Origin of the sequence: Iodidimonas gelatinilytica, assembly GCF_008579125.1 — a bacterium.
Lineage (GTDB): Bacteria > Pseudomonadota > Alphaproteobacteria > Sphingomonadales > Rhodothalassiaceae > Iodidimonas > Iodidimonas muriae.
In genome coordinates this window covers 18,790-44,472 of sequence record NZ_BKCL01000003.1, presented here as the reverse complement: position 1 = coordinate 44,472, position 25,683 = coordinate 18,790, and the positions used below count along the sequence as shown (strand labels likewise).

Below are 25,683 nucleotides of genomic sequence, written 5' to 3'. Positions count from 1 at the left end.
TTATGTCCGGTCGATCGAGCCAACGGCTGCCAAGGCCGCCATATTGAGCACATCGCTGGTATGGGATCCCATGCGCACGATCTGGACGGATCGTTCAAAGCCCCACAGGATCGGCCCGATGACCTTTGCGCCGCCCAAAGCCCCCACCAATTTGGTAGAAATATTGGCGGAATGAAGGGCGGGCATCACCAAGACATTGGCCGGGCCCGACAGCCGCGCAAAGGGATAAAGTTTCAACAGGTCGGGGTTCAGCGCCGTATCGGGGGCCATATCGCCTTCGAATTCAAAATCCACATCGCGCTGTTCCAATATACCCACGGCTTCGCGCACATGATCGGCTTTTTCGCGCATTGGCTGGCCAAAGTTCGAGAAAGACAGCAGGGCAACGCTCGGCTTATGCCCCAAATGGCGCACGGCGGCGGCGGCATTTTGGGCAATATCGGCAAGCTCTTCCCCGGTGGGCCGTTCGTTCATCACCGTATCGGCAATGAAGACAGTGCGTTCGCGCGACATCACGATAGTCAGGCCAAAGGGCTGCATATGCGCTTTGGGGTCGATCACAAGCTGGATATTTTCGACGGCCTGATAATAATTGCGTGTCAGCCCCGTCACCATGGCGTCGGCATCACCATTGGCCAGCATGCAGGCGGAAAACACATTGCGGTCGCGGTTCACCAGCCTTTGCGCATCGCGCTTTAAATAGCCGATGCGTTGCAGGCGCTTATACAGCCAGTCGGTATAGGCTTCGTTCTTGGTCGAGGTGCGGGCGGAATGGATTTCAAATTCATCGGGATCGGCCCCCAGATCATGCAGTTTTTTTGCCACCACATCTTCATAGCCGATCAGGATGGGGGTGCCATAACCGCCGGATTTGAAGCCCACTGCGGCACGCAACATGCGGTCCTCTTCGGCTTCTGCGAAAATCACCCGCTTGTCGTGGCTGGTGAGCATGTCATACATCTCGCCCAAAAGGCCCACTGTGGGGTTGAGCCGATTTGAAACCTGACGGCGATAGGCGGCCATATCCTCGATGGGTTTGCGGGCCACGCCACTGTCCATGGCCGCTTGCGCCACGCGGGGCGGCACAAATTCCATCAGGCGCGGATCAAAGGGCGCCGGGATGATGTATTGCGGGCCGAATTTATATTTGCGCCCGGAATAAGCGGCGGCCACCTCATCGGGTACATCGGACCGGGCCAGCTCGGCCAAGGCATGGGCGGCGGCGATTTTCATTTCTTCATTGATGGTGCGCGCCCGCACATCCAAAGCGCCGCGAAAAATATAAGGAAAGCCCAAGACATTATTGACCTGATTGGGATAATCGGACCGGCCCGTGGCCATGATGCATCGTCGCGCACTTCGGCCACATCTTCGGGGGAAATTTCGGGGTCGGGATTGGCCATGGCGAAAATGATCGGCTTTTCGGCCATACTTTTCACCATTTCGCGGTTGACGGCCCCTTTCACCGACAGGCCGATGAACACATCGGCACCGGCGATGGCATCGGCCAGCGTTCTGTGTTCCGTGTCGATGGCATGGGCGGATTTCCACTGGTTCAGCGTGTCTTCGCGGGCCGTGTGGATGACACCCTTGCTATCGCACATGATGAGATTTTCATGGAGCACGCCAAGGGCTTTCAGCAATTCCGCACAGGCGATGGCCGCTGCCCCCGCGCCATTCATCACCACCCGCACCTTTTTGATATCGCGGCCGGTGAGATAAATAGCATTTAAAAAGCCTGCGGCGGTGATGATGGCGGTGCCGTGCTGATCGTCATGGAAGACCGGAATATCCATAAGCTCACGCAGGCGTTGTTCGATGATAAAGCACGCCGGTGCGCCAATATCTTCCAGATTGATGCCGCCAAAGCTCGGCTCCATCAAGGACACGGCATTGACGATGGCATCCACATCTTCGGAATTGAGCTCGATATCGATGGCATCGATATCGGCAAAGCGCTTGAACAGCACCGCCTTGCCTTCCATCACCGGTTTCGAGGCGGCAGCCCCCAGATTGCCCAAGCCGAGAATTGCCGTTCCGTTGGAAATCACCGCCACAAGATTGCCGCGCGCCGTATAATCGAAAATACAATCGGGGTTTTCGGCAATGGCCTTCACCGGCACCGCTACGCCGGGTGAATAAGCCAAAGACAAGTCGCGCTGGGTGGCCATGGGCTTGGTGGCCGCGATCTCGATCTTTCCGGGCTTGGGGAGAGAATGAAAGCGCAGGGCTTCCCGATCGGAAAATTTCGAATCATTGTCGGACATGGTGCGCTCCCGGTAGCAAATTCGGGCTGAGATCAAGACGGCGAACAAAACTCTATATGCGACGGTAAACTGGCGATGGAGGCGCAACGCATGCTAAAACCTTCAAATATCCAATTCAGCGCCCTAGATGACCGTGTTTCCAACAGCATAGCAAGGCCCCGAGACACTTCTTTTATGAAAAAATCTGCCATCACTGTGAAAACCGCCCAGCCCAAAGCCAAAGCCGCAGGACCGTCGAAAGCCGCATCCAAGGCTTCGGCGGCTCCCACACCGATGATGGCGCAGTATTTGTCTATCAAGGCAGGTCACCCCGATTGCCTGTTGTTTTACCGCATGGGCGATTTCTATGAATTGTTCTTCGATGATGCGGTTCAAGCAGCCGGGGCGCTGGATATCACCCTTACCAAACGTGGTAAGCATGAAGGGGATGATATCCCCATGGCCGGAGTGCCGGTCCATGCGGCGGAAAGCTATCTGGCCCGATTGATCCGCGCCGGTTTTCGGGTGGCGGTGTGTGAACAGACCGAAGACCCGGCGGAGGCGAAAAAGCGCGGGGCAAAATCGGTGGTGAAGCGCGAAGTGGTCCGGCTGGTGACACCGGGCACCCTGACGGAAGACACTTTGCTGGATGCCCGCCGCCATAATTATCTGACGGTGCTGGTCAAAGCGGGTGGCACTTTGGCCTTGGCATGGGCCGATATGTCCACAGGGGCGCTGACCTCGATGCTCACCACAGAGGATCTTGTGTCGGCGGATCTGGCGCAGATTGCCCCGGGGGAATTGCTGGTGGCATCCGGCTTGATGGACGATCCGGTGCTGGATGTGGCCTTGGCCGCTTTTTCCGATGTGGTGACACCGCTGGAAAAGACCCAATCCGATAGTGCGCGCGGCGAACGGCGTTTATGTAGCTTGTTTGATGTGGCGGTGTTGGATGCTTTCGGGGATTTCAGCCGCGCCGAACTGGCCGCCTATGATGCCCTGATCGGTTATCTGGAAGATACGCAAAAAGGCCGTTTGCCGCGCTTGATGGCCCCTTCGCAACTGCCGCGCGGAGCAAGCATGCTGATCGACGGGGCCACCAGACGCAGTCTGGAATTGACCCGGACCATGGCGGGTGAGGCAAAGGGCAGTTTGATCGCCACCATTGATCGCACGGTCACAGGCCCCGGTGCCCGGGCATTGGCGGCGCGCTTGAGCGCCCCTTTGACGGATGAAGCGGCGATCAATGCGCGTTTGTCGGCGATTGATTATTTTGTTGAAGATGGTGCGGTGCGGGCTGATTTGCGCCAAGCCTTGCGCCACGCTCCGGATCTGGAACGGGCCTTGTCGCGTTTGACCATCGGGCGGGGAACGCCCCGTGATCTGGCCATGGTGCGGGATGCGTTGAATGTGGCGGCTGATGTGCGCGATCTTTTGGCCCAAAAAAACGGCTTTTCCGGCCTTCCCGATGCGCTGGCCCCAGATCATGCCGCATTGGGCGGACATCAAGCGCTGATCGAGGAATTGTCGCGGGCTTTGGTGGCCGAACCGCCCGCTTTGTTGCGCGATGGGGGCTTTATCGCCAAGGGTTATGATGCGGCTTTGGATGAATGTCGCACCTTGCGTGATGAAAGCCGCCGGTTGATTGCCGCTTTGGAGACGCGCTATCGGCAGGAAACTGGTATTGCGGGCCTGAAAATCAAGCATAATAATGTTCTGGGCTATCATATCGATCTATCGGCGAAAGCGGCCGATGCGTTGATGAAGCCGCCCTTGGCCGAGCGTTTCATCCATCGCCAGACCCTTGCCAATTCGGTGCGTTTTTCCACCCCGGAACTGGCGGAGCTTGCAAGCAAGATCACGCAGGCGGGGGATCGGGCGCTGGCGATGGAACAGGATTTGTTCGATCGCTTATTGGCACATATATCGGATGCGTGGGCGGCTTTGTCGCAAACGGCCCAGGCCTTGGCGGTTTTTGATGTATCGGCCGCCTTGGCAGAGGTGGCCGTTACCGAACGCTGGACACGGCCCGAGATCACTACCGATTGTGCATTCGATATTGTGGGCGGGCGGCATCCGGTGGTGGAAGCGGCGCTGCGCAAGGCCGATGAGGGCCCCTTCGTGGCCAATGATTGCGATCTTGGCCCCGAAACCCGGCTATGGTTGATTACCGGTCCCAATATGGCGGGGAAATCCACATTTTTGCGCCAGAATGCGTTGATTGCCATCTTGGCCCAAAGTGGCAGCTATGTGCCGGCCCAAGCGGCGCGTATCGGCATTGTGGACCGCCTGTTCAGCCGGGTCGGTGCATCTGACGATCTGGCGCAGGGGCGCTCTACCTTCATGGTGGAAATGGTGGAAACCGCAGCAATTCTGAATCAGGCCACCGAACGGTCCTTGGTGATCTTGGACGAGATTGGCCGTGGCACCGCGACATTTGATGGTTTGTCCATTGCCTGGGCTGCGGTGGAGCATCTTTATGAAAAAAACCGCGCCCGTGCTTTGTTTGCAACCCATTATCACGAACTTTCAACGCTCAAGGAACGGCTTCCGAAAATGGCCTTACGCTCTATGCGGGTGAAGGAATGGCAGGGAGATGTGGTGTTCTTGCATGAAGTGGCCCATGGCGCGGCAGACCGGTCTTACGGTATTCAGGTGGCAAAGCTGGCGGGCCTGCCTGCCTCTGTGGTGGCGCGGGCGCGGCAGGTTCTGGCGGAATTGGAAGCGCAGGGCCATGGTGCTCCGGTGCGCGGTGTTCTGGGCGATCTGCCCTTGTTCCAAATGGCCGACAGACTATCTGACGAGGCCGGATCTGCGGTTCCGACCGATCCCGTAAGAGAGGCGCTTTTAGACATCAATCCCGATGATCTGAGCCCCAAACAGGCCCATGATCTGATCTATCACTTGAAGACTTTGTCGGATGGGGGACAATAGGCGCAGATAAAGGGATATACCGGCCCCGGATTTTGGGCATTCAACAGGAAGGACGGCCATGGTCAAGATCTTGAAGAAGCGTCAGATCATTGATTATGGAGCCTTTGTGGAGGCGCTGGCCAAAGCGGCAACCCAGCCTGAATCCCGTGACCGGCGCGCCCGGATTCTGGATGTTGCCAAAACGGCGTGGAAGGACGGCTTTGCAGAATTAAAGCAACGCCATGAGCAAGATGGCACCAATGGCCGCACCTTGGCCGCGTCTTTCAGCTATCTGGCGGATAAGCTGGTGGAAGGCTTGTATGATGTGGCGGTGCATCATCTTTATCCGTGTCACAATCCCACCGATAGCGAGCGTTTGGCGGTGGTGGCGACGGGCGGCTATGGCCGCAGCGAGCTGGCCCCGTTCTCAGACCTCGATCTGTTGTTTCTTTATCCTTATAAATCAACGGTCTGGCATGAACAGGTGGTGGAGTTCATGCTGTATACCCTGTGGGATATGGGGCTGAAAGTGGGGCAGGCGGTGCGCTCGCCCGGTGATTGCGTGCGGATGGCGCAAAAAGATCTTTCGGTGAAAACGGCACTGTTGGAACGGCGGATGCTGGTGGGGGATCGTGCGCTGTTTGACGAGCTGGACAGCCGCTACCGAAAAGAGGTGCTTCAAGGGCAGGGGCGGCTGTTTGTGGAGCAAAAACTGGCAGAACGGGACGCCCGCCATAGCCGCATGGGGGATAGCCGCTATGTGGTGGAGCCCAATCTGAAGGATGGCAAGGGCGGCCTGCGGGATTTGCATACTTTGTTCTGGATGACCAAATTTCTTTATGATGTGCACCGGCCCCGCGATCTGGTGTTGGAAGGCATTTTGGCGCCTGAAGAGCTGCAGTCGTTCCGCAAGGCGGAATCATTTTTATGGACGGTGCGGGTGTCACTGCACTTTCTGGTGGGGCGTGCGCAAGAGCGGTTGACCTTCGATGTCCAGCCGGAATTGGCGCGGCGGCTCAATTACCGCGATCGCCCCGGCCTGTCTGGCGTTGAACGCTTCATGAAGCATTATTTTCTGGTGGCCAAGCAGGTGGGGGATCTAACCCGTGTGGTTTGCGCGGTGCTGGAAGACCGGCAAGAGAAAACATCGATGTTTTCCTTGAAAGCCTTACGCCCCAAGCGCCGTATCCGCGGCTTTCGGTGGATGGTAATCGGCTCAATGTGTCGGGGGATGCGCTGTTTGTAAAAGATCCGCGCAAGATGATCGAAATTTTCGCGGTGGCGCATCAATCGGGCTTTGATATCCATCCCAATGCGTTACGTCATATCGGGCGCCATTTGGCATTGATCGATAAAACGGTGCGGGAAGATCCGGCAGCCAATAAGGCCTTTATGGAGGTGCTGACCTCGAAGGACCATCCCGAACTGAATTTGCGCCGCATGAATGAAGCCGGTGTGTTTGGCCGTTTCGTGCCGGATTTCGGGCGGGTGGTGGCGCAAATGCAATATGATATGTATCACCATTATACGGTGGACGAGCATACCATCCATGCCATCGGTTTGCTGGCAAAGATCGAACGGGGTGAACTGGCCGACGAACACCCCATGTCCACGACATTGATCCATAAACTGGTGTCGCGCCGGGTGCTTTATGTGGCGGTGCTTTTGCATGATATCGCCAAGGGCAGGCAGGGGGATCATTCCAAAACCGGAGAGCGTATCGCCCGTACTTTGTGTCCGCGCTTGGGTTTGACGGCGGCGGAAACGGATCTGGTTGCGTGGCTGGTGCGGTGGCATTTGCTGATGAGCCACACAGCCTTCAAACGCGATTTGGCGGATCGCAAGACCATCCTTGATTTTTGCAAGGCGGTGAAAAGCCCGGAGCGGCTAAGATTGCTGATCATCTTGACGGTGGTGGATATCCGGGCCGTTGGTCCCGGCGTGTGGAATGGCTGGAAAGGCCAGCTTTTGCGTGATCTTTATGATCAGGCGGAAGAGGTGTTGATCGCCGGTCATGCCACAACCGGTCGCAAGGAACGGGTAGACAGCAAAAAAGCGGAATTGGCGTCACGGCTGGGCGATTGGCCCAAACGCAGCCGCGATATCCATATGAGCCGCCTGCATGACAGCTATTGGATTGCCGAAGACAGCAACACCCACGAACATAATGCCCGCCTTATTCGCGAAACCGAAAGTGCAGGCGAGGAAGTGGGGGTGATGCTGTCGGTGAATGCCTTTCAGGATATGACCGAAGTGGGGGTGTTTACCCGTGACCGGCCCGGCCTGTTTGCAAGGCTTTCAGGGGCATTTGCCGTGGCTGGAGCATCGGTGGTGGATGCCAAGATCCACACCACGAATGATGGGAAGGCTCTGGATAATTTTCGTATCCAGACCATGGATGGCTCGGCGTTTTCCGATCCGCACAAGCTGGCGCAGATGGAACGCTCGGTGCGCCGTGCTGTGGTGAACAAATTGCCCGCAGATGAAAATCTGAAGCGCAAAACCAATGCCCTTAAAAAGCGCATGGCGGTGTTCACGGTGGAGCCGCTGATCCTGATCGATAACCGGGCGTCCAACCGGGCCACGGTGATCGAGGTGAATGCCCGCGATCGTATCGGCCTGCTTTACGATCTGACCCGCGCTCTTTCGCGGATGCGTTTGTCGATTTTTTCTGCGCATGTGGCAACCTATGGCGAGCGGGCAGTGGATGTGTTTTATGTGCAGGATCTGGAAGGGCAGAAAATTACCGGGGCGCAACGCATTGCCAATATTGAAAAGAAATTGCTGGCGGCGTCTTTGGGCGATCTGCCTTTCAGTCACGAACATCGCCGCCGGATGGGTGCCAAAGCCCATGGGGGCTAAGATGGCGTTTTGGCAGGCTGTGGCCGGGTTTTCTGCCTTATGAGTATGATGCGGGCATTCTCCACCGTAGGCTCTTTTACGCTGATGAGCCGTATTCTGGGCTTTATGCGCGATGTTTTGATGGCGCAGTTTCTGGGTGCAGGGCTGGCGGCAGATTGCTTTTTCGTGGCGTTCAAATTGCCCAATTTCTTCCGCCGTCTGTTTGCGGAAGGGGCGTTTTCTTCAGCCTTTGTGCCCTTGTTTTCCAGAATTCTGGGGCGCGACCCTACCCCGACCAGCCGCCATAATGCCCGGATTTTTGCCCAGGAGGCCCTGGCTGTTTTGCTGCCAATCCTGTTGGTTTTCACGGGATTGATGCAAGCGGTTATGCCATGGGCAATGCTTGTTCTGGCCCCAGGATTTGCCGATCAGCCAGAGAAATTTGCGCTGGCGGTAGATCTGACACGGCTTACGTTTCCCTATTTGCTTCTGATTTCCCTGGTATCGCTTTTTTCCGGTATTCTGAATGGCTTGGGGCGGTTTTCTGAAGCGGCGGCGGCACCTATCTTGCTTAATCTGGTGCTGATTTCCTCGCTGCTTTTGTTCCATGACACGGCCATCATGACCGCCAAAGCGTTGGCCATTGCGGTCAGCCTTGCCGGTGTCGTGCAATTGCTGTTGCTGCTTTATGGCGCCCACCGGATGGGATTTTCCCTCTCTTTGCCGCGCCCAAAACTGACCCCAGCGGTCAAGAGACTGCTCACCGTGATGTTGCCGGTGGCATTGGGGGCGGGCATGACACAGATCAATCTGATGATTGATGTGATTTTGGCATCGATGTTGCCCGAAGGGTCTTTGTCGTTCTTGTTTTATGCGGACCGGCTCAATCAATTGCCCTTGGGAGTGATCGGCATTGCCGTAGGCACGGTGCTGTTGCCTCATCTTTCACGCACTTTGGCGGGGGGCTCGGCTGTGGAGGCCATCCATCATCATAATCGGGCCATTGAATTTGCCTTGATTCTCACCCTGCCCGCGGCCTTTGCCTTGGCAACTGTTCCCCAGCCTTTGATTTCGGCGCTGTTCCAGCATGGGGCGTTTACTGCAGATGATAGTCAGGCCACCGCATGGGCTTTGGCCGCCTTTGCCGCTGGCTTGCCAGCTTTTGTGCTGATCAAGGTTCTGGTGCCGGGCTTTTATGCCCGTGAAGATATGAAAACGCCGGTGAAAATTGCCCTATTGGCGCTTGTCACCAATCTGGTGCTCAATCTTTTGCTGATGGGGCCGTTGCGCCATGTGGGGCTGGCTTTGGCCACCAGCATTGCCGCTTGGCTGAATGCGGCGCTGCTTTATGTCAATTTGCATCGCCGTAGCCAGTTTGCCCTTGATGCCCGCCTTAAAAGCCGCTTGCTTCGGGTAATTGCGAGCTGTGGCCTGATGGCGGCAGTGTTGTTTGGTCTGGATCATTTTTTTGGGGCCGGGCGCGGGGCGTCCAAGGCGATGCAGGTGGGGCAGGCGGCGCTCTTGGTGGTCAGCGGCCTTGGTGTTTATGGTGTGGCGAGCCTGATATCGGGAGCCTTTCGCCTGTCCGAAATAAAAAATTGGCGATAGCCGGGCAGTTGACCTTGGGGGCGGCCATTGCCATAAGGTTCGGCACTTTTGAGCCAGTGTCTCGTTTGAGCCTGTGTTTTGCTTTCACATCCTTTTGCAGTGAGCGCCCCTATGACCGAAGATCGTCCGGTATCCTTGCCCAAAAACCGCATTTTTTCTGGTGCCCAGCCATCCGGCTCCATGCATTTGGGAAATTATCTGGGGGCGTTTCGTAATTGGGCCAAGCTGCAAGACGATTATGAATGTATTTATTGCGTGGTGGATTTGCACGCCATCACCGTTTGGCAAGATCCGCAAGAGCTGATCCGGCAAACCCGCGAGGCGGCGGCGGCCTATATTGCGTCGGGGGTCGATCCCAAGCGTTCGGTCTTGTTCAATCAAAGCCAGGTGGCCGCCCATGGCGAATTGGCTTGGGTGTTTAATTGCGTGGCTCGCATCGGCTGGCTGAACCGTATGACACAATTCAAGGACAAGGCGGGCAAAAACCGCGAAAAAGCCAGCGCCGGGCTGTTTGTTTATCCCAATCTGATGGCGGCGGATATTCTGGCCTATAAAGCCAGCCATGTGCCGGTGGGCGAAGATCAAAAACAGCATCTGGAGCTGACCCGCGACATTGCCATGAAATTCAACAATGATTATGGCCGTGAGGTGTTCCCGCTGGTGGAGCCGGTGATCCAGAAAGAAGGGGCGCGGATCATGAGTCTGCGGGACGGCTCCAAGAAAATGAGCAAATCCGATCCGTCGGATGCGTCGCGGCTTAATCTTACCGATGATGCCGATAGCATTGCCCGTAAAATTCGCAAGGCCAAAACCGATCCTCATCCATTACCCGACAGTGTTGCGGATTTGGCGGAGCGGCCAGAAGCCAATAATCTGCTGGGCATTTATGCGGCTTTGTCCGACCAAAGCCTTGAGAAAACGCTGGCGGAGTTCGGCGGGACAGACTTTGCGCCGTTTAAAAAGGCATTGGTGGATCTGGCTGTGGCAAAGCTGTCGCCGATCACGCAGGAAATGAGCCGTTTGATGAACGATCCCGCCGAGATCGATGCTATTTTGAGTGAGGGGGCGGATCGGGCGGCGGCTTTGGCTTTGCCGGTGATGGAAGAGGTTCGGGAAACCGTTGGCTTTTTAGGGCGTCGGGCGCGCTAAAATTTGATGAGGCCGTTGGCTTGCGCTGCGCAAAATTGCAGCCATATGTTCCATAGAGGCTTATGAACAGAGCGTTTCAAGGATGGCCTTGCCGGAATTCATCGTCGGTTCAGCCTTGTATGTTAGCCTGTGCAGATTAAAATGATTGTTATCTGCGCAGGGTTTGGATGCATCTTGGTCGCGCAAACAGGATTATAAGAAGGACGGAACTGCCATGCCATATCGATTGATCACGGCTATCTTGTTGCTATCCGCTTTTGTGCTTGCGGGCTGTGCGCGAACTTTTGAAGCCGATGTGGCCCGGTTTCACCGGCTTTCTGCCCCGCAACAGCAAACGGTGAAAATCGTTGCTATTGACCCTGATAAGCAAGGCAGCCTTGAATTCGAACAATATGCCGGTTTGGTGCGGGCGCAATTGATCGATGCCGGCTACCGCCCCACAGAAGGGGATGCGGATATCACCGTTGAATTTGACTGGCTGGTGTCAGAGGGCCGTGAAAAGGTCTTTTCGCGCCCCAATTATTATGGCGGTTATCCTTATTACGGGCGTGGTTTCTTCCATCCCTATGGGTTCCGTTCGTCCTACTATGGCGGATATTATGGTGGCTATGGCGGATACGGCTATGGTGGCAATCAGGTCTATTCCGTTACCGTACATTCGGTGCGCATGACCGTTGCCATGGTTCGTTCAAATGATGAAGTGGTCTTTGAAGGCCGCGCAGATACCACCATCAGCAATAATGATGTGCCGTCGGTGATGCCCTATCTGGTACAGGCCATGTTTACCGGCTTCCCCGGCCAAAGCGGCCAAACCCAAACGGTTGAACTCAAATTGCCCAAAGGCTCGAAATCGTCTTCAACCGGTTATTGAGTGTGATGGGCGAGTGATAATTTTTTCCTGTCGCGGCGTTTCTTGACTTGCGCAAGCCCGTGCGGCTTGCCACCATCGCACCATGACAATGGATATTGCTGACCATCATTCTTTAGGCCCGATCTCGGATCATCCCCGCAATTTCGTGGTTGTGGTGGATGAAAGCGAAGAGGCGCAACTGGCAATTCGTTTTGCTTCGGGGCGTGCGGGCCATATTGTTGGTGGCGGTATCATCTTGTTTCATTCGGTGGCCCCCGGTGACTTTCAACATTGGAAAGCGGTGGCGGACCGGATGCGAGAGGAGGGATTGTCGCAGGCGCGAGCCATGCTGGAAGATGTGGCGGCACGCATTTATGCCTATTCCGGGGTGAAGCCGGAAATTGTTGTGCGTGAAGGTCCGCCTAAAGAAGAGCTGCATAAATTCATCAAAGAACGTCAGGATCTGTTCGCCCTCGTTTTGGCGGCCAGTGCGGGTGGTGAACCGGGGCCGTTGGTAGATTATTTCTCTGGCCCTATGGCGGCCAATCTGCCCTGCCCCGTTGTGATCGTCCCCGGTACGCTGGAGCCAGAAACCATTGATCGGTTGGTTTAAGCCGCGCAGATGATGCTTCCCCCTGCATTTGTAAATGCGGCAGCGCCAACCCCTTTCTGTTGATATGTCAAGGACAAAGAAAATCGGATGAAATTCATCTGATTTCCTTGACCTGTGCCGCGCTTGTCTCCACATAAGCGGAGTAATTTGAAGAGGTGCCCCATGTTTATCCAGACAGAACAAACGCCCAATCCGGCGACCCTGAAATTTTTGCCCGGCCGCACGGTCCTGGACAGCGGAACCGCTGATTTTACCGATGCCGAGCAGGCCAAAGTTTCGCCATTGGCGGACGCGATCTTCCGTGTTGCTGGCGTCGAGGCGGTGTTCATGGGGGCCGATTTCATCACCGTGACCAAATCGGACTCTCAAGGCTGGGAGCAGATCAAGCCGGAAATTTTGGGTGCGGTGATGCAGCATTTCACCTCTGGTGCGCCAACCTTGTTGGAGGGGGCGCAGGTGATGGCGGCAGGGCCTTCGGAAATGGAAGGCGACCCCGCAGATGCGGAGATTGTCGATCAGATCAAAGTGCTTCTGGATGAAAAAGTACGCCCCGCCGTTGCCCGGGATGGGGGTGACATCACCTTCCACGGATTTCAGGAAGGCGTGGTGTATCTGCATATGCAAGGCGCTTGTGCGGGCTGCCCCAGTTCCACCATGACCTTGAAGCAGGGAATCGAGAATCTGTTGCGCTATTATATCCCGGAAATTACCGAAGTGCGCCCCATCGCCTGATTTGCCGAATGGCCTAGTCCACCGGATTGCCGGGCACATAGATGAATTTCCCCAGCCAATACCAGCGGCGATCCGGGCCGGGCAGAGTACAATTGATCCGGTTGCGGCCTGCGGGAAAGGGCCGGTCGATGCGCACTTCAATCCGGCGGCTGCCAAGCTGCTGGATCTGGCTTGCTTTGCGTGGCTGGGATAGCAGGCCAGCGCCGAAAGACCGGGGACCGGATATGGCAGGCTGAACCCATAAGCGGGCGGGTTGGTGTCGCCATCTGTCAAGAGAGGGCCTTTGGGGATCATATCGGTCACCGGTAAGGCCCGCGCATTGGAAATCAGGTGGAAACGCTCTGGCGTTGAATAGCGTTCATTAAAAGGGAAACGCGGCAGCGCGAAGGGGTCGTCCCACATGGCGGCAACGCCGGAATATTGCGCCAAGGCGGCCTCGAATCCCATCTTTTGGGCCATGCGGATAAGGGCAGGGCTATATTCCCCATAAGGCCATGCAAACAAAGAAGGAATGGTCCCCAGTTCGGCCTGAAAGCGGGTGCTGGCGCGGTCTATATCGGCACGGGCGGCCTTCACCCCTTCCTCCACCATATGCAGATGGGCGGCCCCATGATGGCCGATGGTGACCCCTTCCGTTTGAAGGCTGCGCAGATCGTCCCAGCTTAGATATCCGGGCAGTTTTTGATCCACAGGGTCGGTGGCAACAAACAAGGTGGCGGGATAGCCATAGTCTTTCAATAAGGGCCATCCCTGTGTTTTGAACGAGGCATAGGCATCGTCAATGGTGATGGCGACGGCCTTTTCCGGTAAGGCCGTGCCGCTTTTGAAAGCGGCAAGGATTTCGGATAAGGGCAAAACCTGATGGCCATTGTTTTTCAGGCTTTCAAGCTGCTCTTTGAATTGGTCCATGCGAATATTGGTTGACGGAATGGTGTTCTCACCAAAGCGGTGATAGATCAGAATGACCGCATCATGCTGATCGCTTTGCGCCAGACTTTCCGGCATGGTTGGGCCGGGCTGTGCCTGTGCCTGAGCGATTGCTGCACCAAAAAGCAGTGGGGCCAGTCCCAAAAGAGCAAGGGTAAAAGGCCGCGCCCATTTGACCAAAGCGCAGGATCGGTTAAAAGCGGGGACCCTTGTTTGCAGTGTCTGTTCTGGCATCATTGCTGGTCCATTCCTCAATCCATCCTCATGATCAAAGAGGTCTTTATGAGCAGCCCGTTGAATCCTACCGCTCTTGACACCCTGTTTCGAAAGGCCCGCTCCTATAATCGTTGGCAGGACAAGCCGGTCAGCGGTGAAACGCTACAGGCCTTATATGATTTGCTCAAGTGGGGACCGACCAGCGCCAATTGTTCTCCGGCGCGGTTTGTTTTCCTGCAAAGCGAAGCAGCGAAAACGCGGTTGAAACCCCTTGTGATGGGCAGCAATGCGATCAAGGTCATGACAGCGCCGGTGGTCGCCATTGTGGCATGGGATGCGGAATTTTACGATAAAATCCCGCAATTGTTCCCCCACAATCCCGAGGCACGGGACTGGTTTGCCCATGATGCGGATGTGGCCCATCAAACAGCCTTTCGCAATTCTACTTTGCAAGGGGCCTATCTGATGCTGGCGGCCCGGGCGCTTGGTCTTGATTGCGGCCCGATGAGCGGCTTTGACAATAAAGCCGTGGATGCGGAATTTTTCCCCGATAGCCAGATCAAATCCAATTTCCTTTGCGCCATTGGCTATGGCTCTACCGATGAGCTCTTCCCGCGCAGCCCCAGACTGGCCTTTGATGATGCCTGCCAAGTGCTCTGAATGATGACCCCGGTGTATCTGGCTTTTGATACGGGTGCGCAAAGTTGCTCCGTCGCCCTTTTGAAAGAGGGCGGCGCGCCGTACTCATTGACCAAAACCATGCGGCGCGGGCAGGCGGAGGCTTTGTTGCCGATGATCGATGATCTGGTGCGGCAGCAAGGGCTTGAGATGACCCATATCAGCCATATCGCCGTTACCACAGGGCCGGGCAGCTTTGCCGGTGTGCGGGTGGGCATTGCCGCGGCCCGGGGATTGGCTTTGGCTTTGTCTGTTCCCGCCATCGGGTTCACCACCTTTGAAACCCTGGCCTTTGCGGCCCGGACTTTGGTGGAGCAAGAGACAACGGATCAGCCGGTTCTGGTGGCTTTGGCGGCGCGCGGGGATCAGCTTTATTGTCAAAGTTTTGATGAAAAAGGACAATCGATCAGCGCTCCGGCTTTATCGGAGCTTGAGGATATAGCGGCGCTTTATGCCGATTGGCGCGGTGGGATCATTGGCAGCGGGGCAGAAAAATTGGCCATGCGGATACCCCATGCCCGGATGATGGTGGCCCCCGAAGGATTGGCGGCGGCTTTGGTGCATCTGGTCGCACAAACAGTGACGGCACAGACAGTGACCGTACAGACAGGGCGCCGGGAACATGATGCACTGCCCTCTCCTTTTTATCTGCGCCCCCCCGATGCCAAGCAGTCCACCCGCCCCGGTTTGACACGGCTGGACCCATCATGACCGCGGAACCTTTGTCTTTGCATCAAATCGGGATCGAAGGGGCAGACGTGCTGACCGCCTTGCATCATGGCAGTTTCCCTCCCGATACGGGTGAACGCTGGGGAGGAAGCGAACTGTCCGAGGTGCTGCGGATGCCCGGTGTGTTGGGTTTGGTGGCCTGCCGGCTGGATGAGCCTTTGGGCTATGCATGGTGCGCTTTGCCGCCGATGAATGTGAACTGTTGTCTTTAGGTGTTTTGGTGCAGGCCCGCCGGACCGGCGTGGCGCGGTCTTTGTTGGCGCATCTTTTGGGTTTGTGTAAAAGCCGGGCCGCCCGACAATTGTTTTTAGAGGTGCGTGAAGATAATGAAGCCGCCTGCGCTTTTTATAAAGATCATGGCTTTAAGCAGATCGGGCGGCGGCCTCGTTATTATCAATTGGCCGATGGTGGATTTAGAGATGCGGTGACCATGGCCTGTGCTCCTGATGAGTTTAAAAATAGAAATAAAAATAAACATCATCGTTGAATTGATCTCTTGAAGTATACATGAGTTGATGTATATCAAGCACAGATTACTATCAATTTTGACTTTTGGTCCCCCTGAAACAGGGATGGACTTGAATGGCAGCTTCAGGAGATAGCATTTTGCAAAATGATGAATTGCTTGCTTTGACGACAGATATTGTCGTTTCTCATCTTTCCAACAATTCTGTGCCCGTATCCGAACTGCCTAAATTGATCGCAGATGTCTATGGTGCCTTGCGGGCAATCGGGTCGGAAGATGCTGTTGTTGAGGCAGAACGGCCAGAACCCGCCGTTCCCATCAAGAAATCGGTAACCCCGGATTTCGTGATCTGTCTTGAAGACGGCAAAAAGCTGAAAATGCTCAAACGGTATCTCAAGACCCGCTATGATATGACCCCCGAAGACTATCGCGAGCGCTGGGGTTTGCCAGCAGATTATCCGATGGTTGCGCCCAATTATGCCAAGCAACGCCAAGAGCTGGCCAAGAAAATTGGTTTGGGAACCCGCCGCCGCAAAAGCTAGGCGCGATACCGCCTTTTGATGCGGTGGATATGCCTGGACAAGGAAAGTTGCTCTGGCTCTTTTTGATTGGCTGGAGCAATGCTGCGAATGCGGTATAGTGTGCGCTGTTCATAAAACTGCGGAGAGAACAATGGACGATCAGCCGCTCGATATCGAGCAGATGTGCATCGATAAAGGGATGCGCATGACCGACCAACGGCGTGTGATTGCCCGTGTTTTAAGCGATGCCACCGATCATCCTGATGTGGAGGAGGTGTATCGGCGCGCCACCCATGTGGATGATCGCATTTCCATCGCCACGGTTTATCGGACGGTGCGCTTGTTTGAAGAGGCAGGCATTCTGGAGCGTCATGATTTTCGTGATGGCCGGTCGCGCTATGAGCCGGTAAGTGATGAACATCACGATCATCTGATTGATCTGGATACCGGCACGGTGGTTGAATTCCACAATGAAGAAATTGAACGCCTGCAAAAGGATGTGGCCCGTAAGCTGGGGTTCAGGCTGGTGGATCATCGGATGGAACTGTACGGCGTTCCCTTGTCCCGTAAAAACAAGCCAGAGTAAGTCCGCTGTCCTCCTCCCCGCCCCACCGCGCTCCGTCAAGTCTGGAGGCATCGGATGCGCCGCCTTCGGAGGTGAGGAGCCTGCGTGAATTGCGCGGCACATTGGGATTCCATTTGGGGGCGGCCAGCGCTTTGGGCCTGATCGTCTTAAGCTGTGCGCTTGTGGTGCCGTTCCAGCTTTTCGTGCTGCGTTTCATGCCCCGGCACTGGTTGGGCTTTCCCATGGGTTTATCGCGTTTCATCACCCGGCTGGTGGGTGTGGAAACCGAGATACGCGGGCAACAGGCCGATGGTCCGGTGCTGTTTGTTTCCAACCATATTTCCTGGCTGGATATTCCCATTATCGGCGGTCATGTGAAGGCGGCCTTCATTGCCAAGAAAGAAGTGGCGGGCTGGGGTGGAATCAGCCTGATGGCGCGTCTTTATCGTTCGGTGTTCGTGGATCGCGGTCGGCCCCGTTCCAGCATCCATCAACGCAACGAGATCAGTGCCCGTCTGGCCGAGGGGGATAGCCTGATCTTGTTTGCCGAAGGAACCTCGACCGACGGGACCATGGTGAAGCCTTTTAAATCGTCACTTTTTTCCGTGGCGCAGGGAATGGACGGCCTGAAAATCCAGCCTTCACCATTGCCTATACCCATATCAACGGGATTCCGATATCACGGGCGCAAAGACCGCTGATTGGCTGGTATGGGGATATGGAACTGACCAGCCATATTTGGCAAATATTGCGGCTGGGCCGGATCAAGGCGGTGATCCAGTACCATGACCCCATCGAGGTGACACAGGGCATCGACCGTAAAACGCTTGCGGTGCAATGCCATGCGTGTGTTTCCGAGGGTCTGGCGGCGGCAAATATGGGACGGATTGCAGAGTGACGGCGTTGGCCTGCTTGGGATGTTCTTTGCGGTTAAACGCGGTTTTGCTTGCATTTCAGGGTGTTTTTCGGCCATAGGCGCGCATATGAGTAAGCACATTGATAAAAGAGCCGACAGCGCGGACAGCCCCGCTGTCTCCAGCACCGCCAAGCGGACGGTTTTCGTCAAAACCTATGGCTGCCAGATGAATGTCTATGACAGCCAGCGTATGGCCGATGCCTTGGCGGGGCGGGATTTCACGCCGGTGGATAGCCCGGATACTGCAGATCTGGTGATTCTCAATACCTGCCATATTCGTGAAAAGGCCGCCGAGAAGGTGTTTTCGGAAGTGGGCCGTTTGCGTCAGCTGAAAGATAGCCGCGCCAAAGACGGCAAAAGCATGTATATCGCCGTGGCAGGCTGTGTGGCCCAGGCCGAAGGTGCGGAAATCGTGCGCCGCGCCCCTGCGGTGGATATGGTCTTCGGGCCGCAGACCTATCACCGGCTGCCCGATATGATCGATCGGGCGGATGCGCAACAGGCGCGCGGCCAAACGGTGCGGGTGCTGGATACGGATTTTCCTGCCGAAGATAAGTTCGATCATTTGCCGGGCAAGACCGGACATAAGGGAGCCACAGCCTTTTTGACCGTTCAGGAAGGCTGCGACAAATTCTGCACATTTTGTGTGGTGCCTTATACCCGTGGGTCGGAGGTGTCGCGCCCTGAAGCCGATATTGTGCAAGAAGCGCAGCGGCTTGTGGATGGCGGTGTGCGGGAAATCACCTTGCTGGGCCAGAATGTAAATGCCTATCACGGCGCGGCACAGGCAGGCGGCACGCAATCCTTGGCAGGGCTGCTTTATCGCCTGAGCGAGATCGAAGGGCTGGAACGCTTGCGTTATACCACCAGCCATCCACGCGATATGAGCGATGATCTGTTCGAAGCCCATGGGGCGCTGGACACCTTGATGCCCTATCTGCATTTGCCGGTGCAATCCGGGTCGGATCGTATTCTGAAGGCCATGAATCGTCGCCATACGGCCGAGGACTATCACCGCATCATTGATCGTTTGCGCACCAAAAGGCCCGATATTGCCTTGTCGGGGGATTTTATCGTGGGCTTCCCCGGCGAAACGGATGCGGATTTTGAACAGACGCTGGAGCTGGTACGGTCCGTTAAATATGCGCAGGCTTATAGTTTCAAATATAGCCCGCGCCCCGGCACACCGGCCAGCGTGATCGAGGAACAGGTGGATGAAGCGGTGAAAACCGAGCGTCTGGCTGCCTTGCAGGCTTTGTTGAATGAACAGCAATATGCCTTCAATCAAAGCGTCGTGGGCCACACCATGCGGGTTCTGATGGAACGGGAAGGGAAGTCTTCGGCGCAATTATTGGGTCGCAGCCCCTATAATCAGGCGGTTCATGTGGATTTTGCGTCGCTTTCCGGTGCAGAGACTCTGGACGAATCGGCGACGCAGCCATACACTCGTCATATGGGCCGGTTACTGGACGTTGAAATTGTTTCTGCAGGGCCGAACAGCCTGCGCGGTCGGCCTGTATTAACCGGCACATCTTTTTAGATTTGCCGTCCTTGGCAGCGATTACGGGATCAAACAGCGCTTGAACGATCTGGCTCAGCCACCGCAAAACGCGACACCCAAACCATTTCTCGATTTCGAGAATAACCGGCTGCTTGCATCTCTTTACGGGGCGCATGACCGCAATCTGGCCAGAATCGAACAGACGCTGGGTGTGACCATCGTTAATCGCGGGAACCAGCTTTCAATTGATGGGCCGATGGATGCGTGCGACGTGGCGCGCCGGGTACTGATGTCGCTTTATGCGCGTTTGGAACAGGGCGAAAGCCTTGATCAGGGAGATGTGGATGGAACCTTGCGTATGATGGGCACCCCTCCCGGATTGCCTAAAAAGGAAGCCGCTAAACCAGCGGGCTCCTCTGGTGCGGCTGCAATGGCGGGCGATCATGCCTCTGTGCGGATTGTAACGCGCAATCGGGTTATCCAGCCGCGCTCTCCCATGCAAACCCGCTATATTTCGGCCATGCAATCGTCGTTGCTGACCTTCGGTATTGGCCCTGCGGGAACGGGGAAAACCTATCTGGCGGTGGCCATGGCGGTAGCCGGATGCTGGCTGGCGAGGTGGACCGTATCATTTTATCGCGCCCTGCGGTGGAAGCTGGAGAAAATCTGGGTTTCTTGCCCGGTGATCTGAAGGAAAAGGTCGATCCCTATCTGCGGCCCCTTTATGATGCGCTTTATGACATGATGCCCGCCGATCAGGTTGAAAAACGGCTGTTGTCTGGCCAGATTGAAGTGGCTCCCCTTGCTTATATGCGCGGACGGACACTTTCAAATGCCTATGTGATTCTGGATGAAGCGCAAAACACCACGCCCATGCAGATGAAGATGTTTCTGACACGATTTGGGGAAAATTCGTGGATGACCATTTGCGGTGATCCCAGCCAGGTGGACTTGCCCCCGACCAGCAAAAGCGGCCTTGCGGACGCTCTTGGAACCTTGTCTGGCGTGTCAGGGATCGAGGTGATCCGATTTACCGATAAAGATGTGGTGCGCCATCCTTTGGTGGCTCGTATCGTTGCGGCCTATGATAAAATGGGCACCTCTTCTCCTGAAGCCGAACTGTGAAAATTGAGATGCCAGAAGACCCCATAAGTCCCTTCGGTGACGGTTTGGCCGTTGCCACAGATGATGATCCTTTCGATATCCAGATCCATATATCGGACAGCACATGGCTGTCTTTGATCCCCGAAAGCGAACCCCTTGTTGTGGCGATGGCCAAGGCGGCCATGTTGCACAGTGATGTTGGTGTGGCCGGCTTGTTGATGCGCTCTACCGAATTGTCGGTGGAACTGGCCGATGATGCGCGGGTGGCGGCGCTGAATATGGCGTTTCGCGGCAAGGCCGGCTCTACCAATGTTTTGTCTTTCCCTGCTTTTGAAGGGGATGAACTGGAGCCGACCTTGCAAACGCTTCCGGCAGAGATGCCCGTGGGGTTGGGCGATCTTATTCTGGCGTCTGGCGTGGTCGAGCGCGAGGCGCAGGCGCAAGGGAAAACACTTGCCGATCATGTGAGCCATCTTGTGGTGCACGGGGTGCTGCATTGCCTTGGCTATGATCATATGAACGAGGATGAAGCCGAAGAAATGGAAGCGCTGGAGCGGCGTATTCTTGGCGGATTTGGCATCAGCGATCCCTATCAAGACCATAGGGATCAGAAAAATAGTGCGGCAATAAAGGGACGAACCCCATGAGCGCTTGGCGCACCATCGCCCGTAAGTTGGGCTTGTCGCGGGGGAATGAAACGGGCCTGCGGGAAGCCTTTGAGGGGATCATCGAAAGACATCGGGATGAATTGGGGACCTTGTCGCTTGGCCCCGATGAAATCAAGATGCTGTTTAATATCTTGAAGAATGGCGACCTGCGCATCTGTGACATCATGGTGCCCCGGGTGGATGTGGTCGCGGTGGATATTGAAGAATCCTTTGATGCAATCCTGAAAGTTTTTGCCCAGGCAGCCCATTCGCGGCTACCGCTTTTTCGCGGCTCCTTGGATGAAGTGGTGGGCATGGTGCATGTGAAAGATGCGCTGACCTTGCTGCATGGCAATGGTGCGGATGAAGGGCCGGGCCAATCGCGGGTCGCGGATATTCAGCGTCCGGTCTTGTTTGTGGCACCGTCTATGCGAGCCATGGATCTTTTGACCAAAATGCGGGCGAACCGCATTCATATGGCCATTATCGTCGATGAATATGGCGGCACCGACGGGCTTGTCACCATTGAAGACCTGGTGGAGCAAATCGTTGGCGATATCGAAGATGAACATGATACCGAAGAGCCCGTTCTGATCCGGTCTTTGGGGGAAGGGAAATTCGATGCTGATGCCCGCCTTTCCTTGGAAGATCTGGAAGAAACCATCGATATTGATTTGACCGATGAACGGTGGGAGGATGTGGATACTGTGGGCGGGCTTGTGTTTTCCCTTGCCGGACGGGTGCCGCAGATCGGCGAGCGCATCAAGCACGAGTCCGGTGTGCGCTTTGAGGTGGTGGACGCAGAACCAAGACGCATATTGCGGTTGAGAATTTTCACTCCCAAGCCGGCTGCTCTTCGCAATGCCTGAAAATCTCGTAGAATTGCAACCCGACCGATACCGGCGCGGGCTGGCTTGGCTGCAGCGCCGTCCCCTGCGCTGGGCGCTGCTGTTTTCTTTGGGGGCGATCTCCAGCTTTGCTTTTGCGCCCACATTCTATTTGCCGGTTCTGTTGGTCACCATGCCGGTTTTTGTGTGGATGTTCATGCGCACCGCCGGTCCCGGGGCGGCCTTTTGGGATGGCTGGGCTTTTGGCTTCGGCTTTTTTTCATTGGGGCTGCGCTGGATCGTTCAAAGTTTTGCCAATCAACCCTCTGTTCCCGATGCCATGGGGCCGCCAGCGGTGTTGTTATTGGCTTTGGCTATGGGGCTTTATCCGGCCTTGGTGGCGGCTTTTACGCGCCGTGTGAGTGTGCCGGGCCTTACGGCTATGATGGTGTTTGCTTTGGCATGGGCGGTGGCGGAATGGCTGCGCGGGCATCTGTTCACCGGCTTTCCGTGGAACCCGGTGGCGGCGATCTGGGCTGTCTGGACGCCAATGATGCAGCCTTTGTCACTGGTGGGAACATACGGTCTTGGCTTTTTCACTTTGTTGATCGCCATCAGTCCTTTGGCGCTTCATCCCGCCTATGGGGGCGGTGGCGCGCGGGGATGGATATGGCCGGCTTGCGCGGTTTTAGGGCTAATGATTTGGGGAAGTTATGGCCTGATGCGGATGAATCAGACCCCCCTTGTGCGGGTGCCTGATGTGACCGTTCGGCTGGTGCAGGCGAATATTCCGCAGAAATTGAAATGGGACAGATCGCTTCGTCGCGATCATTTTTCCGATCATCTATATTTAAGCGACAGCCTGCCAGATCCTGATGGCCGGCTCATTGTTTTATGGCCGGAAACGGCGATCACCGACCCGTTTTTCGATCAAAAGCCCGGCGGGCGGGCGATTATTTCCCGAATGTTGCCGCCTGATGGGGTGCTGATTACCGGCCTTTTGCGTGCGGAAACAGGGCTCGATGGGCGCCCAAAAGCCATGAACAGCGTGATGGCCTTTGATTCCTTTGGGCAAACTCTTGGCCAATATGACAAACATCATTTGGTGCCTTTTGGGGAATATTTACCAGCCCGTTCGGTGCTTTCCGCGCTTGGACTCGAGAAACTGGCCGGCGGATTATATGATCTGGGGTCGGGAAGCGGCCCCTCCACGCTGCAATTTGCGGGATTGCCGAGCTTCAGCCCGCTGGTGTGCTACGAGGCCATCTTTCCCGGTGCCGTTGTAGCGCCTATGGAGCGGCCCGAGATGTTGGTCAATCTGACCAATGATGCCTGGTTCGGGTTGAGTATTGGACTATCAACATTTTGCGCAAAGCCGGATGCGGGCCGTTGAGGAAGGGATTCCCTTGATCCGTTCTGCGGGGACGGGGATCAGTGCTGTTGTCGATTCTGTGGGGCGGGTTGTGACGCAAATTGCGTTGGGCAGTCGGGGGGTTGTTGATAGCGGGGTGCCGGTGGCGCTTCCCCGTCCGCCCCTTTATGCCCGGATCGGCGATAGTTTGCTGGCGGTCTTTGTCGGAATTGGAGCGGCCCTTATTATTAGGCGGCGAAAAACACGTAATGCGGGTGATGCGGTTTGAAAATGCCTGTTTATTGCGCCTTGACCACAGTTTGGTCGGCGCGTTAAAGATAAGCGGGCGTTGTGTGTTCGATGTGGCTTTACGATATAGTGGTTGTATTCTACCATTATGATTGTTTTTATGGCGCAATTTGCCTTTAACGCTCACGCTTAATAATACGAATAAGGACTAATTTGGTGGCAGCAAATCCTGATCCGATTGATGTACATGTTGGCTCGCGCGTGCGTTTGCGCCGAACCTTGCTTGGTATGAGCCAGGAAAAGTTGGGCGATGCACTGGGGCTGACATTTCAGCAAATCCAGAAATATGAACGGGGGGCCAATCGTATTGGGTCCAGCCGGTTGTTCAAGCTTTCACAGATTCTTGACGTCCCCGTGTCCTTCTTTTTCGATGACATGCCGGAAAGCGTTGAGTTTGCCAATCGGGGTATGTCGGATTCGCCTGCGGAACCTTTTGAAGCGGATCAGTTGTCCAAACGGGAAACGTTGGAACTGGTTCGGGCCTATTACCGCATTGAGCAGCCAAAGGTGCGTAAGCGCATGTTTGAACTTGTGAAATCCATTGCACAAAATGAAGATTGAACATCATCGGCTCTTTTCATAAGGCGAGAGTGATTGGATCTTTTACCCCGGCGCTTTGGGCGTTGGGGTTTTGTGTTTCAAGATCTTTTTGCGCACGGATTTGTTGCTGCACATAAGCACATAAAGATTTCTTTATGCTTGTCGAGATGCGACGCCTTCGGTATAGAGCCTGTGGGTCCAACTCTTGGATCGGGTTGAGGATTGGAGGATAGCGTGGCGCTTCGCAATTATCTGTTTACCAGCGAATCCGTGTCCGAAGGACACCCGGATAAAGTTTCAGACCGAATTTCCGATGCGGTTCTGGACCTTTATCTTTCCGCCGACCCCAATGCGCGTGTTGCGGCAGAAACGCTGGTCACCACCAATCGCATCGTTTTGGCGGGCGAAGTGCGCGGCCCAAGCCATATTACCACCGATATGCTGGAAGCGGTGGCGCGGGATGCCGTGCGTGAGATCGGTTATGAGCAAGAGGGTTTCCATTGGGAAAACGCTTTGTTCGATTGCTATATTCATCCACAGTCCGCCGATATTGCCATGGGCGTGGATGCGGCTTCGGGATCCAACAAGGATGAAGGTGCGGGCGATCAGGGCATTATGTTTGGCTATGCCTGCCGCGAAACCGAAGCCTTGATGCCGGCTCCCATTCAATATGCCCATCAGATCCTGAAGGAATTGGCGCAGGCGCGTCATTCCGGTGAAGCGGTGGCCCTGGAGCCGGATTCCAAAAGTCAGGTCACATTGGCTTATGAAAACGGCCGGCCGGTGGCGACAAAATCCATCGTGGTATCTACCCAGCACAAAGAAAATATCAGTCAGGATGATTTGCGTGAACTGGTGCGCGGTTATGTGGAGCGTGTTCTGCCCGAAGGCTGGATGTGTCCTGATGATGCGTTCTACGTAAACCCGACTGGGAAATTTGTGATTGGCGGCCCCGACGGGGATGCGGGTCTGACCGGCCGCAAGATCATTGTCGATACCTATGGCGGCGCGGCCCCCCATGGTGGCGGAGCCTTTTCGGGCAAGGACCCTTCGAAGGTGGATCGCTCGGCGGCTTATGCGGCCCGTTATCTGGCCAAGAATGTGGTGGCCGCAGGGCTGGCAGAGAAATGCACCATTCAGTTGGCTTATGCCATCGGGGTGTCTTATCCACTTGCCGTTTATACAGACTTTCATGGCACTGGCGAAGTGGCGGAAGATCAAGTCTCAAAAATCCTGCGGGAATTGGTGAGCCTGTCGCCGCGCGGCATCCGTGAGCATTTGCAGCTGAGCCGCCCAATTTACAAGCGCACCGCCGCTTATGGTCATTTTGGCCGTGCCCCCACCGAAGATGGCGGCTTTTCTTGGGAAAAGACCGATCTGGTGGATGCGCTCAAGGGTGCCTTTGGCGCGTAACAGGCAATAAGGGTGCGGCTT

At 55.7% G+C, this 25,683-nt stretch carries 22 protein-coding genes and 4 pseudogenes; 23 read left to right on the top strand and 3 right to left on the bottom strand.

Features of this window, described 5'->3' with window-relative positions; genetic code table 11:
- Positions 1 to 2,267, bottom strand: a pseudogene (locus tag JCM17844_RS17160) (NADP-dependent malic enzyme).
- Positions 2,268 to 2,441: 174 nt separating this feature from the next.
- Between JCM17844_RS17160 and mutS the strand changes: the two are divergent.
- The 7 genes and pseudogenes from mutS (at position 2,442) to JCM17844_RS04885 (ending at position 12,952) form a co-directional block, all read left to right on the top strand.
- Positions 2,442 to 5,180 (top strand): DNA mismatch repair protein MutS, encoded by a 2,739-nt coding sequence (gene mutS, locus JCM17844_RS04915; protein ID WP_149999936.1) that lies wholly within the window; start codon positions 2,442 to 2,444, stop codon positions 5,178 to 5,180.
- Between the two features lie 58 nt (positions 5,181 to 5,238).
- Positions 5,239 to 8,021 (top strand): annotated as a pseudogene (locus JCM17844_RS17155) ([protein-PII] uridylyltransferase).
- Positions 8,022 to 8,060: 39 nt separating this feature from the next.
- Positions 8,061 to 9,608: a murein biosynthesis integral membrane protein MurJ gene (gene murJ, locus JCM17844_RS04905; RefSeq protein WP_149999935.1), complete on the top strand. Its 1,548-nt coding sequence runs from the start codon at positions 8,061 to 8,063 to the stop codon at positions 9,606 to 9,608.
- Positions 9,609 to 9,719: 111 nt separating this feature from the next.
- Positions 9,720 to 10,757 (top strand): tryptophan--tRNA ligase, encoded by a 1,038-nt coding sequence (gene trpS, locus JCM17844_RS04900; RefSeq protein WP_149999934.1) that lies wholly within the window; start codon positions 9,720 to 9,722, stop codon positions 10,755 to 10,757.
- A 214-nt stretch (positions 10,758 to 10,971) separates the two neighbouring features.
- Positions 10,972 to 11,628: a DUF4136 domain-containing protein gene (locus JCM17844_RS04895; RefSeq protein ID WP_149999933.1), complete on the top strand. Its 657-nt coding sequence runs from the start codon at positions 10,972 to 10,974 to the stop codon at positions 11,626 to 11,628.
- 82 nt (positions 11,629 to 11,710) lie between these two features.
- Entirely contained in the window at positions 11,711 to 12,220 is a 510-nt protein-coding gene (locus JCM17844_RS04890; RefSeq protein ID WP_149999932.1) for a universal stress protein, read from the top strand.
- Positions 12,221 to 12,382: 162 nt separating this feature from the next.
- Positions 12,383 to 12,952: a NifU family protein gene (locus JCM17844_RS04885; RefSeq protein WP_149999931.1), complete on the top strand. Its 570-nt coding sequence runs from the start codon at positions 12,383 to 12,385 to the stop codon at positions 12,950 to 12,952.
- Positions 12,953 to 12,965: 13 nt separating this feature from the next.
- Here JCM17844_RS04885 and JCM17844_RS16420 read toward each other — a convergent pair whose 3' ends face one another.
- Both JCM17844_RS16420 and JCM17844_RS17150 read right to left on the bottom strand, forming a co-directional pair.
- Positions 12,966 to 13,088 carry a hypothetical protein gene (locus tag JCM17844_RS16420; RefSeq protein WP_268885068.1) on the bottom strand — a complete coding sequence of 41 codons (123 nt, stop codon included), beginning with the start codon at positions 13,086 to 13,088 and terminating at the stop codon, positions 12,966 to 12,968.
- A gap of 308 nt (positions 13,089 to 13,396) precedes the next feature.
- Positions 13,397 to 13,861, bottom strand: a pseudogene (locus tag JCM17844_RS17150) (polysaccharide deacetylase family protein); the annotation flags it as partial.
- A gap of 300 nt (positions 13,862 to 14,161) precedes the next feature.
- Here JCM17844_RS17150 and JCM17844_RS04875 point away from each other — a divergent pair.
- The 16 genes and pseudogenes from JCM17844_RS04875 (at position 14,162) to metK (ending at position 25,662) form a co-directional block, all read left to right on the top strand.
- On the top strand, positions 14,162 to 14,755 hold the full coding sequence (locus tag JCM17844_RS04875; RefSeq protein ID WP_149999930.1) for a malonic semialdehyde reductase: 594 nt from the start codon (positions 14,162 to 14,164) through the stop codon (positions 14,753 to 14,755).
- Positions 14,756 to 15,484 carry a tRNA (adenosine(37)-N6)-threonylcarbamoyltransferase complex dimerization subunit type 1 TsaB gene (gene tsaB, locus JCM17844_RS04870; protein ID WP_149999929.1) on the top strand — a complete coding sequence of 243 codons (729 nt, stop codon included), beginning with the start codon at positions 14,756 to 14,758 and terminating at the stop codon, positions 15,482 to 15,484. It begins immediately after the preceding gene.
- A complete protein-coding gene (locus tag JCM17844_RS04865) occupies positions 15,481 to 15,714 on the top strand; it encodes a hypothetical protein (protein WP_149999928.1) in 234 nt (77 codons plus the stop codon). The genes tsaB and JCM17844_RS04865 overlap by 4 nt, the downstream gene beginning before the upstream one ends.
- Positions 15,672 to 15,989, top strand: a complete 318-nt coding sequence (locus tag JCM17844_RS04860) for a GNAT family N-acetyltransferase (protein WP_149999927.1) — start codon at positions 15,672 to 15,674, stop codon at positions 15,987 to 15,989. Before JCM17844_RS04865 ends, JCM17844_RS04860 begins: the two co-directional genes overlap by 43 nt.
- Positions 15,990 to 16,084: 95 nt before the next feature.
- Positions 16,085 to 16,510, top strand: coding sequence for a Ros/MucR family transcriptional regulator (locus JCM17844_RS04855; RefSeq protein WP_149999926.1), 426 nt, complete (start codon positions 16,085 to 16,087; stop codon positions 16,508 to 16,510).
- Positions 16,511 to 16,640: 130 nt separating this feature from the next.
- The gene (locus JCM17844_RS04850; RefSeq protein ID WP_149999925.1) at positions 16,641 to 17,075 is read left to right on the top strand and encodes a Fur family transcriptional regulator; all 435 of its coding nucleotides are present in this window, start codon (positions 16,641 to 16,643) and stop codon (positions 17,073 to 17,075) included.
- Between the two features lie 71 nt (positions 17,076 to 17,146).
- On the top strand, positions 17,147 to 17,755 hold the full coding sequence (locus JCM17844_RS04845) for a lysophospholipid acyltransferase family protein (protein WP_149999924.1): 609 nt from the start codon (positions 17,147 to 17,149) through the stop codon (positions 17,753 to 17,755).
- Between the two features lie 17 nt (positions 17,756 to 17,772).
- Positions 17,773 to 17,952, top strand: a complete 180-nt coding sequence (locus JCM17844_RS04840) for a hypothetical protein (protein ID WP_149999923.1) — start codon at positions 17,773 to 17,775, stop codon at positions 17,950 to 17,952.
- A gap of 85 nt (positions 17,953 to 18,037) precedes the next feature.
- On the top strand, positions 18,038 to 19,510 hold the full coding sequence (gene miaB, locus JCM17844_RS04835; protein WP_149999922.1) for a tRNA (N6-isopentenyl adenosine(37)-C2)-methylthiotransferase MiaB: 1,473 nt from the start codon (positions 18,038 to 18,040) through the stop codon (positions 19,508 to 19,510).
- 40 nt (positions 19,511 to 19,550) lie between these two features.
- Positions 19,551 to 20,596: pseudogene (locus tag JCM17844_RS14460) on the top strand (PhoH family protein).
- Between the two features lie 8 nt (positions 20,597 to 20,604).
- Positions 20,605 to 21,222 carry an rRNA maturation RNase YbeY gene (ybeY, locus tag JCM17844_RS04825; RefSeq protein WP_210431391.1) on the top strand — a complete coding sequence of 206 codons (618 nt, stop codon included), beginning with the start codon at positions 20,605 to 20,607 and terminating at the stop codon, positions 21,220 to 21,222.
- Complete coding sequence (locus JCM17844_RS04820; RefSeq protein ID WP_149999921.1) at positions 21,219 to 22,091, top strand: hemolysin family protein; 873 nt, start codon at positions 21,219 to 21,221, stop codon at positions 22,089 to 22,091. The genes ybeY and JCM17844_RS04820 overlap by 4 nt, the downstream gene beginning before the upstream one ends.
- A complete protein-coding gene (gene lnt / locus JCM17844_RS04815) occupies positions 22,084 to 23,442 on the top strand; it encodes an apolipoprotein N-acyltransferase (protein WP_149999920.1) in 1,359 nt (452 codons plus the stop codon). The genes JCM17844_RS04820 and lnt overlap by 8 nt, the downstream gene beginning before the upstream one ends.
- 13 nt (positions 23,443 to 23,455) lie before the next feature.
- Entirely contained in the window at positions 23,456 to 23,689 is a 234-nt protein-coding gene (locus JCM17844_RS04810) for a hypothetical protein (RefSeq protein ID WP_210431390.1), read from the top strand.
- A gap of 176 nt (positions 23,690 to 23,865) precedes the next feature.
- Positions 23,866 to 24,270 (top strand): helix-turn-helix domain-containing protein, encoded by a 405-nt coding sequence (locus JCM17844_RS04805; protein WP_210431389.1) that lies wholly within the window; start codon positions 23,866 to 23,868, stop codon positions 24,268 to 24,270.
- A 213-nt stretch (positions 24,271 to 24,483) separates the two neighbouring features.
- Positions 24,484 to 25,662, top strand: coding sequence for a methionine adenosyltransferase (gene metK / locus JCM17844_RS04800; protein ID WP_149999918.1), 1,179 nt, complete (start codon positions 24,484 to 24,486; stop codon positions 25,660 to 25,662).
- Positions 25,663 to 25,683: the final 21 nt, after the last annotated feature.

What these genes read in the sequence shown, in the direction of transcription:
- mutS (WP_149999936.1), top strand. Translation starts at nt 2,442, where the DNA reads ATGAAAAAATCTGCCATCACTGTGAAAACCGCCCAGCCCAAAGCCAAA.
- murJ (WP_149999935.1), top strand. Translation starts at nt 8,061, where the DNA reads ATGAGTATGATGCGGGCATTCTCCACCGTAGGCTCTTTTACGCTGATG.
- trpS (WP_149999934.1), top strand. Translation starts at nt 9,720, where the DNA reads ATGACCGAAGATCGTCCGGTATCCTTGCCCAAAAACCGCATTTTTTCT.
- JCM17844_RS04895 (WP_149999933.1), top strand. Translation starts at nt 10,972, where the DNA reads ATGCCATATCGATTGATCACGGCTATCTTGTTGCTATCCGCTTTTGTG.
- JCM17844_RS04890 (WP_149999932.1), top strand. Translation starts at nt 11,711, where the DNA reads ATGACAATGGATATTGCTGACCATCATTCTTTAGGCCCGATCTCGGAT.
- JCM17844_RS04885 (WP_149999931.1), top strand. Translation starts at nt 12,383, where the DNA reads ATGTTTATCCAGACAGAACAAACGCCCAATCCGGCGACCCTGAAATTT.
- JCM17844_RS04875 (WP_149999930.1), top strand. Translation starts at nt 14,162, where the DNA reads ATGAGCAGCCCGTTGAATCCTACCGCTCTTGACACCCTGTTTCGAAAG.
- tsaB (WP_149999929.1), top strand. Translation starts at nt 14,756, where the DNA reads ATGATGACCCCGGTGTATCTGGCTTTTGATACGGGTGCGCAAAGTTGC.
- JCM17844_RS04865 (WP_149999928.1), top strand. Translation starts at nt 15,481, where the DNA reads ATGACCGCGGAACCTTTGTCTTTGCATCAAATCGGGATCGAAGGGGCA.
- JCM17844_RS04860 (WP_149999927.1), top strand. Translation starts at nt 15,672, where the DNA reads ATGGTGCGCTTTGCCGCCGATGAATGTGAACTGTTGTCTTTAGGTGTT.
- JCM17844_RS04855 (WP_149999926.1), top strand. Translation starts at nt 16,085, where the DNA reads ATGGCAGCTTCAGGAGATAGCATTTTGCAAAATGATGAATTGCTTGCT.
- JCM17844_RS04850 (WP_149999925.1), top strand. Translation starts at nt 16,641, where the DNA reads ATGGACGATCAGCCGCTCGATATCGAGCAGATGTGCATCGATAAAGGG.
- JCM17844_RS04840 (WP_149999923.1), top strand. Translation starts at nt 17,773, where the DNA reads ATGGAACTGACCAGCCATATTTGGCAAATATTGCGGCTGGGCCGGATC.
- miaB (WP_149999922.1), top strand. Translation starts at nt 18,038, where the DNA reads ATGAGTAAGCACATTGATAAAAGAGCCGACAGCGCGGACAGCCCCGCT.
- ybeY (WP_210431391.1), top strand. Translation starts at nt 20,605, where the DNA reads ATGCCAGAAGACCCCATAAGTCCCTTCGGTGACGGTTTGGCCGTTGCC.
- JCM17844_RS04820 (WP_149999921.1), top strand. Translation starts at nt 21,219, where the DNA reads ATGAGCGCTTGGCGCACCATCGCCCGTAAGTTGGGCTTGTCGCGGGGG.
- lnt (WP_149999920.1), top strand. Translation starts at nt 22,084, where the DNA reads ATGCCTGAAAATCTCGTAGAATTGCAACCCGACCGATACCGGCGCGGG.